Origin of the sequence: Streptomyces sp. NBC_00433 (assembly GCA_036015235.1) — a bacterium.
Classification (GTDB): domain Bacteria; phylum Actinomycetota; class Actinomycetes; order Streptomycetales; family Streptomycetaceae; genus Actinacidiphila.
In genome coordinates this window covers 158,431-171,184 of record CP107926.1, presented here as the reverse complement: position 1 = coordinate 171,184, position 12,754 = coordinate 158,431, and the positions used below count along the sequence as shown (strand labels likewise).

Here is a 12,754-nt window from a genome sequence, read left to right as displayed (position 1 = left end):
AGGAACGGGCAGCGGGGCCCCGCTGCCCCGCACGGCACCCCGGGCGGGGGGGAGTAGGGCGTGGGCAAGCTGCAGGACAGCCTGGAGCGGGCGAGCGCGGCCGCCGCGACCCGCCCGGTGCCGAAGTCGGCGCAGGCGCGGATGCGGTTCCTGCTCAAGCAGGCCAAGGGCTCCACCCGGGTCGTGGCCGACCGCCTGGGGGTCTCCCAGCGCACGGTGGAGCGGTATCTCAAGGGCACGCTGCGCCGGCCCCGCAAGGACCTGGCCGCCCGCCTGGAGCGGGAGGTACGCCGCGACTGGCAGCCGCGGGTGAAGGCCCGCGCCCGCAGGCACGCCGCGACGTCGGGCGGCATCACGGTCGAGACGCGAGCGCAGCTCGGCTACACCGGCGCCCCCGGGTCGAGCGACCAGGACCGGACCCGGCTGCTGACCCAGCACCTCCCGCCGGCCTACGCCGCCCGCCTGTTCGACGCGCAGGCCGCCGGGGCGGGCGAGACCGACCTGCAGGCGATCGTCGCCGAGGGCCTGCGCGACCTCTACTTCCGCGACCGCGGCCGCCGCGCCCGCTCCCTGGAAGAGGTGCGGATCAACCACATCGACTACATCGAGATCGGCTTCTGACCAGGCACGCGGGGGCGTAGGGCCGTCGCCCGGGTGAAGCTCAGCACTCCCGCTGTCCCTGCCGGCCCGGTCCCGTTCACGGGCACGCCTGTTCCCGCCCCTACCATTTGGGCTGATCTTTTGCCCCCGGCGTCGCGTGGCCCACTGCGACTGTGCCAGGCTTAACCGACAACAGTTCGAAATGGGGAGCGCCCGTGGACTCTTTCGCTGATGCCGCTCCGCAGGACGGACCGCAGCTGTCGGTCTCCTGTGCGCTGGGGTCTCCCAGCGTGGTCACCGTGCGCGGGGAGGCGGACCTGGACACGGTCGGCCTGCTGCAGGAGGCGGTGGACCGGGCGCTGGGTCACCATCCCCACCTGGTCTTCGACCTCGCCGGTGTGACGTTCGCGGACTCCACCTTCCTCACGGTGCTCCTGCAGGCCCGCCAGACCGCGCTGGGCCAGGGCGGGAGCATCCTGCTGGCCGCGCCCAGCAGCAGCGTCCAGCGCCTCCTGGGCGTGATCGGGGCCGCCGACCTGTTCCCGGTCTCCACCACCGGACAGCTCAAGCACTCCTGAGGACGGCCCGCGGCACCCACCAGGCGGCCGGCGGCCGGCAGGGGAGCCGGCGGGGGAGCGGGCGCGGTGCCGGGGGCGGTGAAATCGGCCCAGACCTGCTTGCCGCCGCTGTGCGGGACCGCGCCCCACGACCGGGCCAGCCGGTCGACGATCACCAGCCCCCACCCGCCCGCGGGAGGCGGCCGCAGCACCGGCAGGGCCGGCGAGCCGTCGCTGACCACGACCCGCACCCGCCGCGCGTCGAAGACCAGCAGCAGCCCCGCCGGCCCGCCCGCGTACCGCAGCGCGTTCGTCACCAGCTCCGACACCGCCAGGGCCAGCACCCCGACGTCGGGGTGCCAGCGGGTCGGCCAGGCGAACTCCTCCACCTGCCGCTGCGCCCACCGGCGCACCCGGGCCACCTCACCGGGAGCACCCCAGACCGCGACGAACCGCTCAGCCATCACCGATCATCGCCAGCACACCTTCCACCGCCCGCCGCGCACGGCCCGGTGCGGCCACCGGGCGGTCACACCACCCGCCTGCCCCGGCCGGCGATCCCCACCGCGCACGACCGCGTGCTGCCCGCCCCGCGGGCGCTGCTCGCGGACCCGGGTGTTCACGGCCGGGTGCGCGTCGTCGCCGTCCGCGTACAGGCCGCGCTGGGCCTCCTGGAGGAAGAGGTGCCGTGCGGTGTCCGGGCCCGGTATCGGCCGGCCGAACAGGAGCCCGGCCAGGAGGTTCCCGGCGAGCACGTCGAGCCGGTGGCCCATGATCGGCGCGGGCGCGCCGGCGACCAGGTCCAGGACGCGCAGCAGCTCCGGCCGGACCGGCCCGCCCGGCGCCTTCGCGCGGCGGCGGCGCTGCCGGGCGAGCCGGTGGAGGTGCCCGCGTTCGGTCTCGTCCAGGCCCAGGGCGCGGGGCGAGCGCCAGGAAGCCCGCAAGATCGTCCACGCCCCCGATCACGGGCACGGCACGGCCCGCGAGGGGTGGTCCTGCCTTTGCCAGGAAGTCCCCTCCGACGGACAAAGGCGCCCCTGTACGACGCGGTCCGGGCGGGCCGGGCATCGGTGGCGACACACCCCGTCGAAGGCCACAGCCATGAAGGCGCTCATCGTCTGCGCCCACCCCGAACCGCGCTCGCTCAACGGCTCGCTGAAGGACCTCGCGGTCTCCACCCTCCAGGCGGCCGGGCACCAGGTGCGGGTGAGCGACCTGTACGCGATGGGCCGGAAGGCCGCGGCGGGCGGGGTCCCGCGGCGGGGCGCGTACGCGGGCCGGCCTGCCGTCAGTTCGGTGCGCTGTGGGCGCGGTGTCTCCGCCACCGGCGCTTGGCCAGCGTCCACAGCCCCGCGACGGCGGCCAGCACGAGCCCGCCGAGCCAGGACTGGCCCCAGGGATGCCCGTGGCCGGTACGGCCGCCGAAGTGCCACACCAGTACCCCGGCCGCGTACATGCCGACCGCGATTCCCGCACCCCGTAGCCGTCCCATGCCCACCGGCTACCCGAAGTCCCCCGCCGGACACCGGACATCGGCGCCGGCCGGGCCCGCCGTCACCGGTCGACGTGGACCCGGACAGCCCCGCCGAAGGGGGCCGGCCCGCCGCCGGCGGTCAGCAGCACGTCGAAGGGCTGCCGCACCCTGCGACGCGTCAGGCGCCAGACCCCGTCCCTGCGGCGGTACTCGTCTTCGTAGCTGCCTCCTCCGACCACCCAGTGGCGGTCGGGAAGCTGCGCCAGGACCACGACGTCGGAGCGGCCCGTCGCCGCGTCCCCGCTGACGGCCACCGTATGGTTCGCGGTGGCGTGCTGCATGACCGGGAAGGTCCGCCACTGCTGCTCGACCGCGGCGCAGATGGCCTCCAGCCCGATGAAGACGCGGTTGGGCCCGGTCTCCCATATCGCGTCCAGTGCCCATACCGCCTCCCAGCGGAGCCGGTCGCGACGGTCGGCGCCCACGCAGTAGTCATGGGCTAAACGGTGCAGCGCCAGCTCCGCCTCGATCGCGTCGAGGCGGGCGGCCAGAGCTTCCAGCGTAGTCATGCCGGGCACGCTACCCAGCGCCGGAGCAGCCCGGCAGGGGTCCGCCGGCCACCCCTGCCGCCTACGTGAGACAGGGACGGGCTCCGTCGTGGCCGCGGAGCGCGTCCGCGCGCGCCGGGCCGATGACCGAGCTGCCGGGCCGGCGCCACGCGGCGCGCGGGACCTCGCTGCCGGCGCGCGTGCGGGGGCCGGCCGCCGCTGCTGCACCGCCGGCCGACCGGCGCGGCCCGGCGGTCGACACGGCGCCTCGCCCGTCCTTGCGGGCGCAGCCTGGGGGGCCGTGCGGCACCCGCATCCGGGTTTCCGTGGTCGTCGACGAAGCGCACGCTCCCGCCCCGTCGCGTGCCACCGAAGTCGGACCGGCACGGATCCAAACGGTTTCCGCTCACGTCCTAAGGAGTGGGGCGCCCCGGGTGGCGCCGGAGACGCGGCGAGACGCGGAACCGGGGCCGGACCCGCCGGTGACGAGGCGATCACGAGGGGGGACCATGCGCCGAACCGTGGGGGAAGCGGCAGGCGGCCGGCAGCGGCCGCCGGCCCACTGGCAGGCGGGCACCGGAATGCTCGTGGCCGTCGGACTCCTGGACCTCTTCCTCGTCGGCGGCGCCGCCGTCGCGATCGTCGGCGATCCCTCGTGGTGGCGCGACCCGCTCTACGCCCTTGCCTTCATCCCCTGGGCGGCGGCCAACCTCCGCAGCCTGCGCTGGCGGATCACCGCGGTCCCACAGGGCCTGCGCGTCCGGCTGTGGGGCACGACCTCACTCCTGCAATGGGATTCCCTGCACAGCGTGGTGTCCGCCAGGGGCGGTGTGCTGGCCGTCATCGGGAGGCACACCGACGTGGTCGTCACCATCCGTTTCGCGGGGCCCTTCGCCGCGAAACGGATCGCCGCGGAGATCGACGCCATGATCGCGGACCCGGCGCTGCGGCCGCCCGCCCGGTAGGAGGCACCCGGCCGGCTGCCCGCTGCCCCCTCCCGGGTGCCACCGGGCAGCCGCTGCCACGCAACGCCGCCGGCCGTGGGCGGACCCTGCGGTCGGGCTCGAGCCGATCCCCCGCGGCACGGGGGCCCTGCGGGGAGGAACACATGACCGTACTGCACCATTGCGTCTCCGTCGTCGCCGTGACACCCGAACAGTTCGGGCAGCTCGCCGAGTCGGTCCTGGACTTCGCGCAGTCCACCCGGAGCCGGGGGGAGGCGATCGCCGTGGAGGACGGGCGGACGGTCCCGGACGTGCGGCTGGTGAAGGGGCGCCACCTACGGCCCGGCGCACGGTACGACCTCTCGCACGCCGGCGGCACGGGCACGGCGGTCCTGGCCATACAGCAGTGGCAGCGCGGCAGGTCGATCGCCGTCGAGCAGGTGGTGACGTCGGACGAGGGGACGACGCGGACGGCTGTGCGACTGCGCGCCCCCGACCGTCCGCGGCTGCTGGAGGCCGACATACGGGTGCGGGGCTCCCAACCGCTGCGGCGGGTGGCGGGGAAGGGCCAGGTGGATCTGGCCGCTTGGTGGACGGCTGCCGCGCTCACGCCCGGGACGCCGCCGACCGCGCACGCCCCGGCGACGGCACGGCTGAGCCACCCGCTGGGCCGCGCGCGGCTGCACCTGCGGCCGCGGCGCGCGCGGGACGGCCGGTGGGAGGTGGGCGTCACCGTCGCCGTGAACGGGCGCTGGCTGCTGCGGCCCCTGGCCGCCTTCGCCCTCATGGTGGCCGGGCGGCCGGTGCGACGGGAGTTCCGGTCCGCGGTGGAGCAGGCCGCGGGCGCATGGGATCAGGCGATCGGCGAACTGCTGGCACTCAGTCCGGACGAGCTGCGGGCCCGCCTGACAAGGCTCGCCACCGAACGAACCGAGCACGAGCCGCCCGCCCCTTGAGCGGGCCGTGCCGGTCAGCCGATCGAGATCCTGGAGCGCGACCATCTCAAGGAGGCGACGCGCTCGCTGCAGCGCCGCCGGCGCGAGGTGCTGGTGCCGCGCTGCCTCGCGGACACGACCGGGACGCAGGGCGCCGAAACCCTGGGCCTGTCCGTGGGCTCGGGCATGCGGTTCCCGCGGCATCGCGGCCCTGCGCGCGGCGATGGGACGCACACCGCCCAGCTGACCGGGAGGGCCGGAACAGGACGTCGGCGCTCACCGCGGACCCGCCGGCCGACGGGGCCCCGGCGGTTGCCGGGACCCCGTGAGCTGTGCGCAGAACGGTCAGAAGCCGGTGCCGTCCTGCCGTGCGACGGTGGCGGTGTCGTTGCCCCGGTCGGCGTCGGTGATGCCCGGGGGCAGGGAGGTGACCGTCGCGACCGCCGCCACGCGGTGCCAGGGCGCGTAGTGGCCGACGGTCCAGCGGTAGGTGACGGCTTCGCCGGGGGCCAGGCCCCTGGTGGTGATGATCTCCCACGGGGACACGGCGTTGTCGATGACAGGGGCGGGCACCGCGGTGGTGCCGTCCCCGCCGAGGACACCGACGGCGTGGACCTCGTTGCACATCCGGCTGGAATCGCCGTGCGCGCAGATGAAGGGGGGTACGGCGAGGTTGCGAACGGTGAAGAACACCCTGACGCCTGCCGGGATGGCGGTATCGCCGGTGTTCGTGATCCAGCCGCGCCCGGACCCCCCGAGGACGCTGTTCGGCTCTCCGGGCCGCGGCGAGTCCAGGGTCAGGGAGACGGCGACGTCGGGTCCCGCCGCGGCGGACGCCGGCCCGCCGGCGAGCAGGGTTCCCAGGACCGCGGTCGCTGAGGCCAGGGCGGCGATCCGGCTACGGTGCCGTGCCAGGCGCCTGGCGCCCGCCAGCGTGTGGTGTGCCATGGGCTTCCTCTTCTGTAGGGGTGTGCCGAGGGGGAGGATCCTGGCGCACCGGGACGACGTCACGAAGGGAGGGAATCGCGGATCGGGGGAACACGACCCGCACGGGTGACACCCGGCCTTGGCCACCTGGCGGATCGACCGCGGGCCGAGCCGCACCTGGGGGGTGCGGCGCCGTGGTGCCCGCGTCCGGAAGCGACCGCCGGGGGCCCCACGCAGATCCGCTCGGCCAGAAACGTGTCCGGGACCGAGGGATTCCTGTCCCGGATCGTGGATGGCGGACGACCGGCGGCCAGCGAGACTCGAAGAGAGCCGCCAGGCGCCCGAACACGAACCGCAGCAGCCCGACGAGCAGGAGAGCGCAGATGCCCGAGACCGTCGCGGGAATCGAGATCCCCGACAGCGGCCTGGTCCGCGCCGCGACCGAGGTGACCCGGCAGGCGGCCGACGACCCCGCCGACGGGGACACGCTGTACCACCACTGCCGGCGCGTGTTCCTGTGGGGGATGCTGAAGTCCCGGGCACGGGGCATCGAGGTCGACCCCGAACTCGCCTACGTCGGCGGCATGTTCCACGATCTCGGTCTGACCCGCAGGTACCGCACCGGCGGGCAGCGCTTCGAGATCGACGGCGCGGACGCCGCCGAGGCGTTCCTGCGCGAACACGGCAGGAGCCGGGCCGACGCCCGCGACGTGTGGCTCGCCATCGCCCTGCACACCACCCCCGAGGTGCCGCTGCGCCTGGCCCCGGAGACCGCGGTGGTCACCCTCGGGGTCGAGACCGACGTCCTGGGCCTGGACCTGGACCAGATCAGCGACACCGACAAGCGCGCCGTCCTTCTGGCCCATCCGCGCCCCGATTTCAAGCGCCGGATCCTCCACGCCTTCTACGAGGGCATGGCCGAGCGGCCCGACACCACCTTCGGAACCATGAACGACGACGTCCTGGCCTACTTCGACCCGTCCTTCAAGCGGACGAACTTCGTCGACACCATCTTGCGCAACGCCTGGCCGGAGTAGGCCCGCCCCGGCCGCCCTGCCGTGGGCCCGCGAACCACGGGAGGCGACTGCCGGCCCGCGGATCCGCGGGAGAGAGCCAAGCCGACCTTCACCGCGCCCGTCGGGAGCGCAGCCGGGCGCGTGTCCCAGCCCGCTTCCCTCTCCCGGACCCGGAGCGCCCGGCCGGGTGCCCGAAGCCGCGGGGACGGGCGGAGGCGTCCCGGTGGTCGCTGCGGCTTCAACGCCGGCGGAAGAGCAGCAGCCGGAGGGTTTTGCGGGCGTCGCGGCGCCGGTCGGGGCGACGGGCGAGCAGGGAGGTCAGGGCGGCCGTGACGACGGCGGCGCCGTGCAGGGCGCCGGTGGCGATGGGCAGCAGGACGATCGCGTGCGGCAGCATGGGCGTGCCTTCCGGTACCGGGGTTGCGGTGTGCGGGTCGCGGGACACCCCGGTTCTCCGCCGTCCGGAGGGTTTCCGGCAACGCCCCCTGGCCGGCGGCGTCGCCATATAGCCTGGTGAGACCCGTAAAAGGGAGTTTCCTGAGGCTTTCGCAGGAGTGCGCATGACGGTGATGGGTCGTGAGGCGACGGCGTTACTGGTCCGGTTGCGCGAGCTGTACGAGTCGGCGGAACATCCGAAGCAGGATGCTCTGGTACGGCGGTTGAAGGCGATGGATGCGACCGTCAGCACCACGTCGGTCAACCAGTGGCTGCTCGGGAAGGCCCTCCCCTCCAACCCTTCGGTCTTCCTCGCCCTGGTCGCCCATCTGCGCGGCCTGGCGAAAGCACACGGGAACACCGACACGCCCGCTGACGGCTGGTGGGCGGAGCAACTGCGGCTGGCGCACGAGGAGCACGGCGCCCGGCGCGGCGGGAGACCCCGTACCCAGGCACCTTCGCCGCGCGGACCTCGGTGGAGCCTGCCGGACATCGCGCAGGACTTCACCGGACGCGGAGCCGACCTCGACACCGTGCTGGACGCCCTCTCTCCCGGCTCGTCGAAGGAGGGCGTCGTGGTGATCGCCGGCATGCCCGGTGTCGGCAAGACGGCCCTGGCGATCCGGGCGGCCCACCGCGCCTACGGCCGGGGCTGGTTCCACGGAGTGGTCTTCGTCGACCTGCACGGCTTCAGCCCAGCCCGGGAGCTGACGACGGGTGAGGCCGCCGCGGTGATCCTGCGCGAGCTGGGCCACAGCGTGCCGTCCGCACCGGAGAGGCGCATCAGCGGTCTGCACGAAGCGCTCGCCGGCGAAAGCCCTCTGCTCATCGTGCTGGACAACGCTGCCTCCGCCGGGCCGCTCCAGCAGCTGGTGCCGCGCCAGGGCGCCGGGCCGGTACGGCACCGGCTGCTGGTCACCTCACGCGACACGCTCCCCGCTTTTCCGGCCGGACGCCCGCTGACCGTGGAGCCGATGTCCGCCGAGGAGTCGGTGCTGCTGCTGGGGCGTGCCCTTCACGACGGCCGAGCGGCTGCGGAACCCGCCGCCGCCACCCGGCTCGCCGGCCTGTGCGGCTGCCTCCCGCTGGCGCTGCTGATCACCGCAGCCCAGCTGCGGGAGGACCCGTCGCAGTCGCTCGCCGCCCAGGCGGCGGGTCTGGAGGAGACCCACCGACGGCTCGGCCGCCTCAGCGTCGACGACACCGACGCGGAGAACCGCCCACTGGCCGTGCGCGCCGCCTTCGAGCTGTCGTTCACCCCGCTCGCCGAGGAGTACCAGCGCGCTTTCCGGTTGCTCGGCATCGCGCCCGGCCCGGACACCGGCGCGGAGCTGGCCTCGGTCGTACTCGGCCGGGACAACATCGACACCCAAGCACTGCTGCGGAACCTGACACGCCGGCACCTCGTACGGCGCCTGCGGCACGACCGCTGGGACATGCACGATCTGCTGCGCCTGTACGCCGTCGAGACCGCCGTGCCTCAGGAGCGGGACACCGCACACGCCCGGGTGCTCCGCCACTACCTCAAACGGGTACTCCCGACCTGCACCAAAGCGGTGTCCGGCCGGCCCGGGGAGCGCCGGGAAGCGCTGGCCTGGATGGACGCGGAGCACCGCTGCGTCACCGGCGCGCTGGTCGAGGCAGCCAGGCACGGCCAGGTCCGCGAAGCCCTGCGGCTGACCGAACACATGTCGTACTACTGGGAGCTGCGCTGGGAGGTCCAGGAGTGGATCACCGCGGCCCGGGCGGTGCTGGACGCGGGCCCCGGCACCGGCCGGGACGTGAGCTCGGCGTCCCGGGAGCTGGGAAGCGCCTACCGGGTGGCCCACCGCTACGACGAGGCGCGCCCCCACCTGGAACGCGCCCTGGACACCGCCCCGGACCAGGCCACCCGGGGGCTCGCACTGCACGGCCTCGGCCTCGTCGAACTCCGGCAGGGCCGTTACCAGCGGGCCGCCGCCCACCACCGCCAGGCCAAGAACATCCACTCCGCGCTCGGTGACGTCGCAAGCGCAGCCCTGGCCACCATCGCCCTCGGGGACGCGGAACGGATGTCCGGCGACCCCAAGGGCGCGGCCCGAACACTGTCCCAGGCGATCACGCTCCTGGAGAGCCTGTCGGGGAAGCCGTACAACGCCGCGCGGGGGATCCTGGAGACAGCGCACGGCAACCTGGCGCTCGCCCTGATGGGCTGGGACCCCTTCGCCTACGGGCTCTGCGCCGTCTACCACTTCTGCCGCGCCCTGCGCATCGCCGTGGAACTCGACGACCGGCCCGACCTGTTGCTGTGCCTGACCAACCTCGCCGCCCTCTATCTGGAGATGTGTCCGGCCTGCCTCGCCGGGGTGGCGGCCGAGTGCGCGGGCCGGGTGCTGGCCGACGCACGGCCGACCGACGACCCCCTCCTCATCGCCCGCGCGCAGCTGAACGCCGGCAGAGCCCAGGTGGCACTCGGCGACGAGGGCGGCGGCCGGGCGACGATGCTGCCGGCGTGGGAGGTGCTCGCGCCCGGCAGCGTCGCCGAGGACCCGGACATGGAGAAGTGGGTCCCCTCCAGCGCGGGCCTCCACGCCCCGCGATGCACCGGCCTTTCCGGCTCGATGCTCTGGACGAGGCCCCTGCACCGGTCGGTGCTCGCCGGCGACTTCACGGACCTGGAACAGACCACCTTCTACGGAGACTTCCGGACGGTTTCCTTCGGCCTTGGACCCCGCTCCCGCCCCGGTTCCTGAAACCGCGCCAGCCGCCGCGGTGCACGACGCGGGCCGGGCCCCGCCCACGCCGAGGCGAGCGTGACCGGCCGCCAGGCAGACTCGTGCCGTTCGGCCTTCGAGGACCGCCTGCGAAAGGCGCTGGGCTTCGTGGCGGCGGAACCCCGACGCGCCAGGGCCTGCCACCCACCGGTCAGCGAAGACGCGGGCGTCCGCCCTCGACCCCACCGGTCCGACGCAGGTCGACACCGCCGCCTCCTCGGAGCCGGAAGGCCTGCCTGGTGCGCCCGGTGCGGCACCGGCGGTCCTCCCGCGAATCCCTCGCGCTGCGAGGAGTCTCTTGTCCCCTCCACCGTTTTCCATCCAACGGACCACGGGTTCACGCCAACTGGCGGACCTGGCCGCGCGCGCCGCCGGCCGGCGCCGGCGCCGTCACCGTCCGGGCGCCCGGAGCACCTCTTCGCGCAGGTCAGATCGCATCGCACTGCGCGTGGGGCGCGGTGGTCCGGTGCACCCGGCGGTGTCACCGGCTCCCCGTCGCCGGTGATCGCAGCGGGACGCCGGCCCTACCGCTTCCAGGCCGTCCCACCAGCAAGGACACCCGTCTCAGGCACCGCGGGCAACAGGTTGTCGCGAAGCGTCGCGGTCACGTGACGTCGCCTGGAGGCTGTCGGGGAAGGTCCCTATGGTGGAAGGGGCGATGTCGCCGGGCGCCGGCCGGGCGCGGTGACACCGGCTGCCGTCCCCCCGCATGCGGAGTACGCGGTTCACGATATTGCGGAGCGATCCCATGGGAAATCGCCAGTTCGCGGAGATGCTGATGCGCGCGAGATTGCGCTCCGGCATCACCCAGCAGCAACTCGCCGACCTGTCCACGGTGAGTTCGCGTGCTATAAGGAACCTGGAGAAGGGCCATGTCAGCCATCCCCGTAGAGAGACCGTCCAACTGCTCGCCGAGGCGCTGCGGATAGAGGACGCCACTCTTCAGCGACTGCTGCAGAGCGCCGCCTACGAGGATGCCCAGAATTTTCGCACAGGATTCGGCCGGGGTGACCCGTGCGCACCGGACTTCGGCTTGCTGGAGGACAATCGAGATCCTTTCCGCCGCCGGGACGGGGGGATCTCCGCACCCGGCCGCGGGCATCTGCCCCCCGCTGCCGCCGGACCGTCCCCGACGCCGCCCCTGCCCGGACCGCAGTACGAGTACAAGGCCGTGCCGCTGCCCGAGGGCGCGGGACGCGCCCGGGTCACCGGCGTGCTCAACGAGGAGGGCCGCGCCGGCTGGCGACTGGCCGCCGTCGACGGGGACTCCGTATATCTGGAACGCCGTACGGATTGACGCCGTACGGATTGAGCGGTCCCGGATTGACGCCGTGCGGGCCGCGCTTTCATCCCCGCGCCGCCCGGTCCTGGCGGCCTGTTCGGAAGGCGCGCATTCCGTTTCGGTTCCCGGCCCCGCGGATTCCCCGGATGCCGGTCAGATTCCGGCGGAAGATGCCGGATCCGCTGCCGGATTCTCCTAGCATCGATCGGGCGGACTTCTTCTCCTGAAAGCCTCGGAGAGCCTTCGATAACCAGGGAGCCTGAGAATGTCAACGCCTGTGGTGACGACCGGCACGGAGCTTCCACCCGGACCGAGAGAACACCTCACCTCCGACAGCACCCGCCGCATCCTCCGCCTGCAGAACTCCTTCCTGTGGCACGCCCGGGACTTCCTTCGCGACGCAGGGTTCATGGAACTCCTGCCGCCCGTCATCGGCCCGGTCACGGACCCGGGCATCCGCGGCGCCAAGCAGGTCGACGTGGATTTCTACGGTCACCGCTACAAGCTGATGACGAGCGCCTTCGTCTACAAGCAGACCGCGCTGCTCGCGCACGACCGGATCTTCTACGTCGCTCCGAACGTGCGCATGGAGCCGCTGGAGACCTGCTCCACGCAGCGTCACCTGGCGGAGTTCCACCAACTGGACATCGAGATGGCGAACACCAGCCGTGAAGAGGCCATGGACCTGGCCGAGGGCGTCATCGTCAGCGCCACGCGCGCCCTGATCGCCGAGTCGGAGGGCGAACTGGTCGCCCTGGGGCGCGACATGGACGCCCTGCGGGCGATGGCGGCCGCCCCGTTCGAGCGGCTGCCCCACGCGGACGCGGTGGCCCGGCTCGTCGAGGGCGGCCACGCCCAGAGCGCCGCCGCCGAGATCGACTGGGAGGGCGAGCGCATCTTGTCCGAGGGCAGCGCCCGGCCGGTGTTCCTGACCGACTACCCCAAGGGCTCACGGGTCTTCCTGGAGCGCGAGGACAGCGAACGGCCCCGCATACTGCGCACGTTCGACCTGCTCATGCCCGAGGGGTACGGCGAGGTCATCAGCGGCGGCGAACGGGAGTCGGACTACCGGCGCCTGATCACCCGGATGCGCGAGACGGGGGAGAACCCCTCCAAGTACGGCTGGTATCTGGAGGAGGTGAAGAAGGGGATACCGCCGAGCGCCGGCTTCGGCCTGGGCATCCAGCGCTTCACGCGCTACCTGGTGGGTGCCGATTACGTGTGGCAGGCCACCGCCTTCCCCAAACTGCCCGGCGTCGTCTCGCCCTGACCAAGGAGATGCT

The 12,754-nt window shown here is 73.6% G+C and carries 12 protein-coding genes and 3 pseudogenes; 9 read left to right on the top strand and 6 right to left on the bottom strand.

The window, feature by feature from the left end; translation table 11 throughout:
* Window positions 1-60 precede the first annotated feature (60 nt).
* Entirely contained in the window at window positions 61-621 is a 561-nt protein-coding gene (locus tag OG900_00705; protein ID WUH88787.1) for a helix-turn-helix domain-containing protein, read from the top strand.
* Between the two features lie 343 nt (window positions 622-964).
* Here the strand turns inward: OG900_00705 and OG900_00700 are convergent, their stop codons facing one another.
* Window positions 965-1,621: an ATP-binding protein gene (locus OG900_00700; GenBank protein WUH88786.1), complete on the bottom strand. Its 657-nt coding sequence runs from the start codon at window positions 1,619-1,621 to the stop codon at window positions 965-967.
* Window positions 1,622-1,627: 6 nt separating this feature from the next.
* Window positions 1,628-2,077: pseudogene (locus tag OG900_00695) on the bottom strand (hypothetical protein).
* A gap of 181 nt (window positions 2,078-2,258) precedes the next feature.
* Between OG900_00695 and OG900_00690 the strand changes: the two are divergent.
* Window positions 2,259-2,396 (top strand): annotated as a pseudogene (locus OG900_00690) (NAD(P)H-dependent oxidoreductase).
* Between the two features lie 49 nt (window positions 2,397-2,445).
* On the opposite strand, the gene OG900_00685 reads toward OG900_00690, so the two are convergent.
* Entirely contained in the window at window positions 2,446-2,649 is a 204-nt protein-coding gene (locus OG900_00685) for a hypothetical protein (protein ID WUH88785.1), read from the bottom strand.
* Window positions 2,650-2,711: 62 nt separating this feature from the next.
* On the bottom strand, window positions 2,712-3,200 hold the full coding sequence (locus OG900_00680; GenBank protein ID WUH88784.1) for a nuclear transport factor 2 family protein: 489 nt from the start codon (window positions 3,198-3,200) through the stop codon (window positions 2,712-2,714).
* A 488-nt stretch (window positions 3,201-3,688) separates the two neighbouring features.
* Between OG900_00680 and OG900_00675 the strand changes: the two genes are divergently transcribed.
* The 3 genes and pseudogenes from OG900_00675 to OG900_00665 all read left to right on the top strand — a co-directional run bounded on the left by OG900_00675 (window position 3,689) and on the right by OG900_00665 (window position 5,305).
* On the top strand, window positions 3,689-4,144 hold the full coding sequence (locus OG900_00675) for a hypothetical protein (protein ID WUH88783.1): 456 nt from the start codon (window positions 3,689-3,691) through the stop codon (window positions 4,142-4,144).
* A gap of 143 nt (window positions 4,145-4,287) precedes the next feature.
* Window positions 4,288-5,079: a hypothetical protein gene (locus OG900_00670; protein WUH88782.1), complete on the top strand. Its 792-nt coding sequence runs from the start codon at window positions 4,288-4,290 to the stop codon at window positions 5,077-5,079.
* A gap of 24 nt (window positions 5,080-5,103) precedes the next feature.
* Window positions 5,104-5,305: pseudogene (locus tag OG900_00665) on the top strand (SigE family RNA polymerase sigma factor).
* Between the two features lie 98 nt (window positions 5,306-5,403).
* Here the strand turns inward: OG900_00665 and OG900_00660 are convergent.
* Window positions 5,404-6,006, bottom strand: coding sequence for a hypothetical protein (locus OG900_00660; protein WUH88781.1), 603 nt, complete (start codon window positions 6,004-6,006; stop codon window positions 5,404-5,406).
* A 362-nt stretch (window positions 6,007-6,368) separates the two neighbouring features.
* Here OG900_00660 and OG900_00655 point away from each other — a divergent pair, with 362 nt between their 5' ends.
* Entirely contained in the window at window positions 6,369-7,022 is a 654-nt protein-coding gene (locus OG900_00655) for an HD domain-containing protein (GenBank protein ID WUH88780.1), read from the top strand.
* Window positions 7,023-7,239: 217 nt separating this feature from the next.
* Here OG900_00655 and OG900_00650 read toward each other — a convergent pair whose 3' ends face one another.
* The gene (locus OG900_00650; GenBank protein WUH88779.1) at window positions 7,240-7,398 is read right to left on the bottom strand and encodes a hypothetical protein; all 159 of its coding nucleotides are present in this window, start codon (window positions 7,396-7,398) and stop codon (window positions 7,240-7,242) included.
* Between the two features lie 163 nt (window positions 7,399-7,561).
* Between OG900_00650 and OG900_00645 the strand changes: the two genes are divergently transcribed.
* From OG900_00645 to OG900_00635, 3 genes are all read left to right on the top strand, one after another.
* A complete protein-coding gene (locus OG900_00645; protein WUH88778.1) occupies window positions 7,562-10,168 on the top strand; it encodes a tetratricopeptide repeat protein in 2,607 nt (868 codons plus the stop codon).
* Between the two features lie 769 nt (window positions 10,169-10,937).
* Window positions 10,938-11,486: a helix-turn-helix domain-containing protein gene (locus OG900_00640; protein ID WUH88777.1), complete on the top strand. Its 549-nt coding sequence runs from the start codon at window positions 10,938-10,940 to the stop codon at window positions 11,484-11,486.
* 250 nt (window positions 11,487-11,736) lie between these two features.
* The gene (locus OG900_00635; protein WUH88776.1) at window positions 11,737-12,741 is read left to right on the top strand and encodes an asparagine synthetase A; all 1,005 of its coding nucleotides are present in this window, start codon (window positions 11,737-11,739) and stop codon (window positions 12,739-12,741) included.
* Window positions 12,742-12,754: the final 13 nt, after the last annotated feature.

Excerpts from the sequence above, each read along its gene's own strand:
- OG900_00635 (WUH88776.1), top strand. The coding sequence starts at position 11,737 with ATGTCAACGCCTGTGGTGACGACCGGCACGGAGCTTCCACCCGGACCG.
- OG900_00655 (WUH88780.1), top strand. The coding sequence starts at position 6,369 with ATGCCCGAGACCGTCGCGGGAATCGAGATCCCCGACAGCGGCCTGGTC.
- OG900_00650 (WUH88779.1), bottom strand. The coding sequence starts at position 7,398 with ATGCTGCCGCACGCGATCGTCCTGCTGCCCATCGCCACCGGCGCCCTG.
- OG900_00685 (WUH88785.1), bottom strand. The coding sequence starts at position 2,649 with ATGGGACGGCTACGGGGTGCGGGAATCGCGGTCGGCATGTACGCGGCC.
- OG900_00700 (WUH88786.1), bottom strand. The coding sequence starts at position 1,621 with ATGGCTGAGCGGTTCGTCGCGGTCTGGGGTGCTCCCGGTGAGGTGGCC.
- OG900_00660 (WUH88781.1), bottom strand. The coding sequence starts at position 6,006 with ATGGCACACCACACGCTGGCGGGCGCCAGGCGCCTGGCACGGCACCGT.
- OG900_00675 (WUH88783.1), top strand. The coding sequence starts at position 3,689 with ATGCGCCGAACCGTGGGGGAAGCGGCAGGCGGCCGGCAGCGGCCGCCG.
- OG900_00640 (WUH88777.1), top strand. The coding sequence starts at position 10,938 with ATGGGAAATCGCCAGTTCGCGGAGATGCTGATGCGCGCGAGATTGCGC.
- OG900_00680 (WUH88784.1), bottom strand. The coding sequence starts at position 3,200 with ATGACTACGCTGGAAGCTCTGGCCGCCCGCCTCGACGCGATCGAGGCG.
- OG900_00670 (WUH88782.1), top strand. The coding sequence starts at position 4,288 with ATGACCGTACTGCACCATTGCGTCTCCGTCGTCGCCGTGACACCCGAA.
- OG900_00645 (WUH88778.1), top strand. The coding sequence starts at position 7,562 with ATGACGGTGATGGGTCGTGAGGCGACGGCGTTACTGGTCCGGTTGCGC.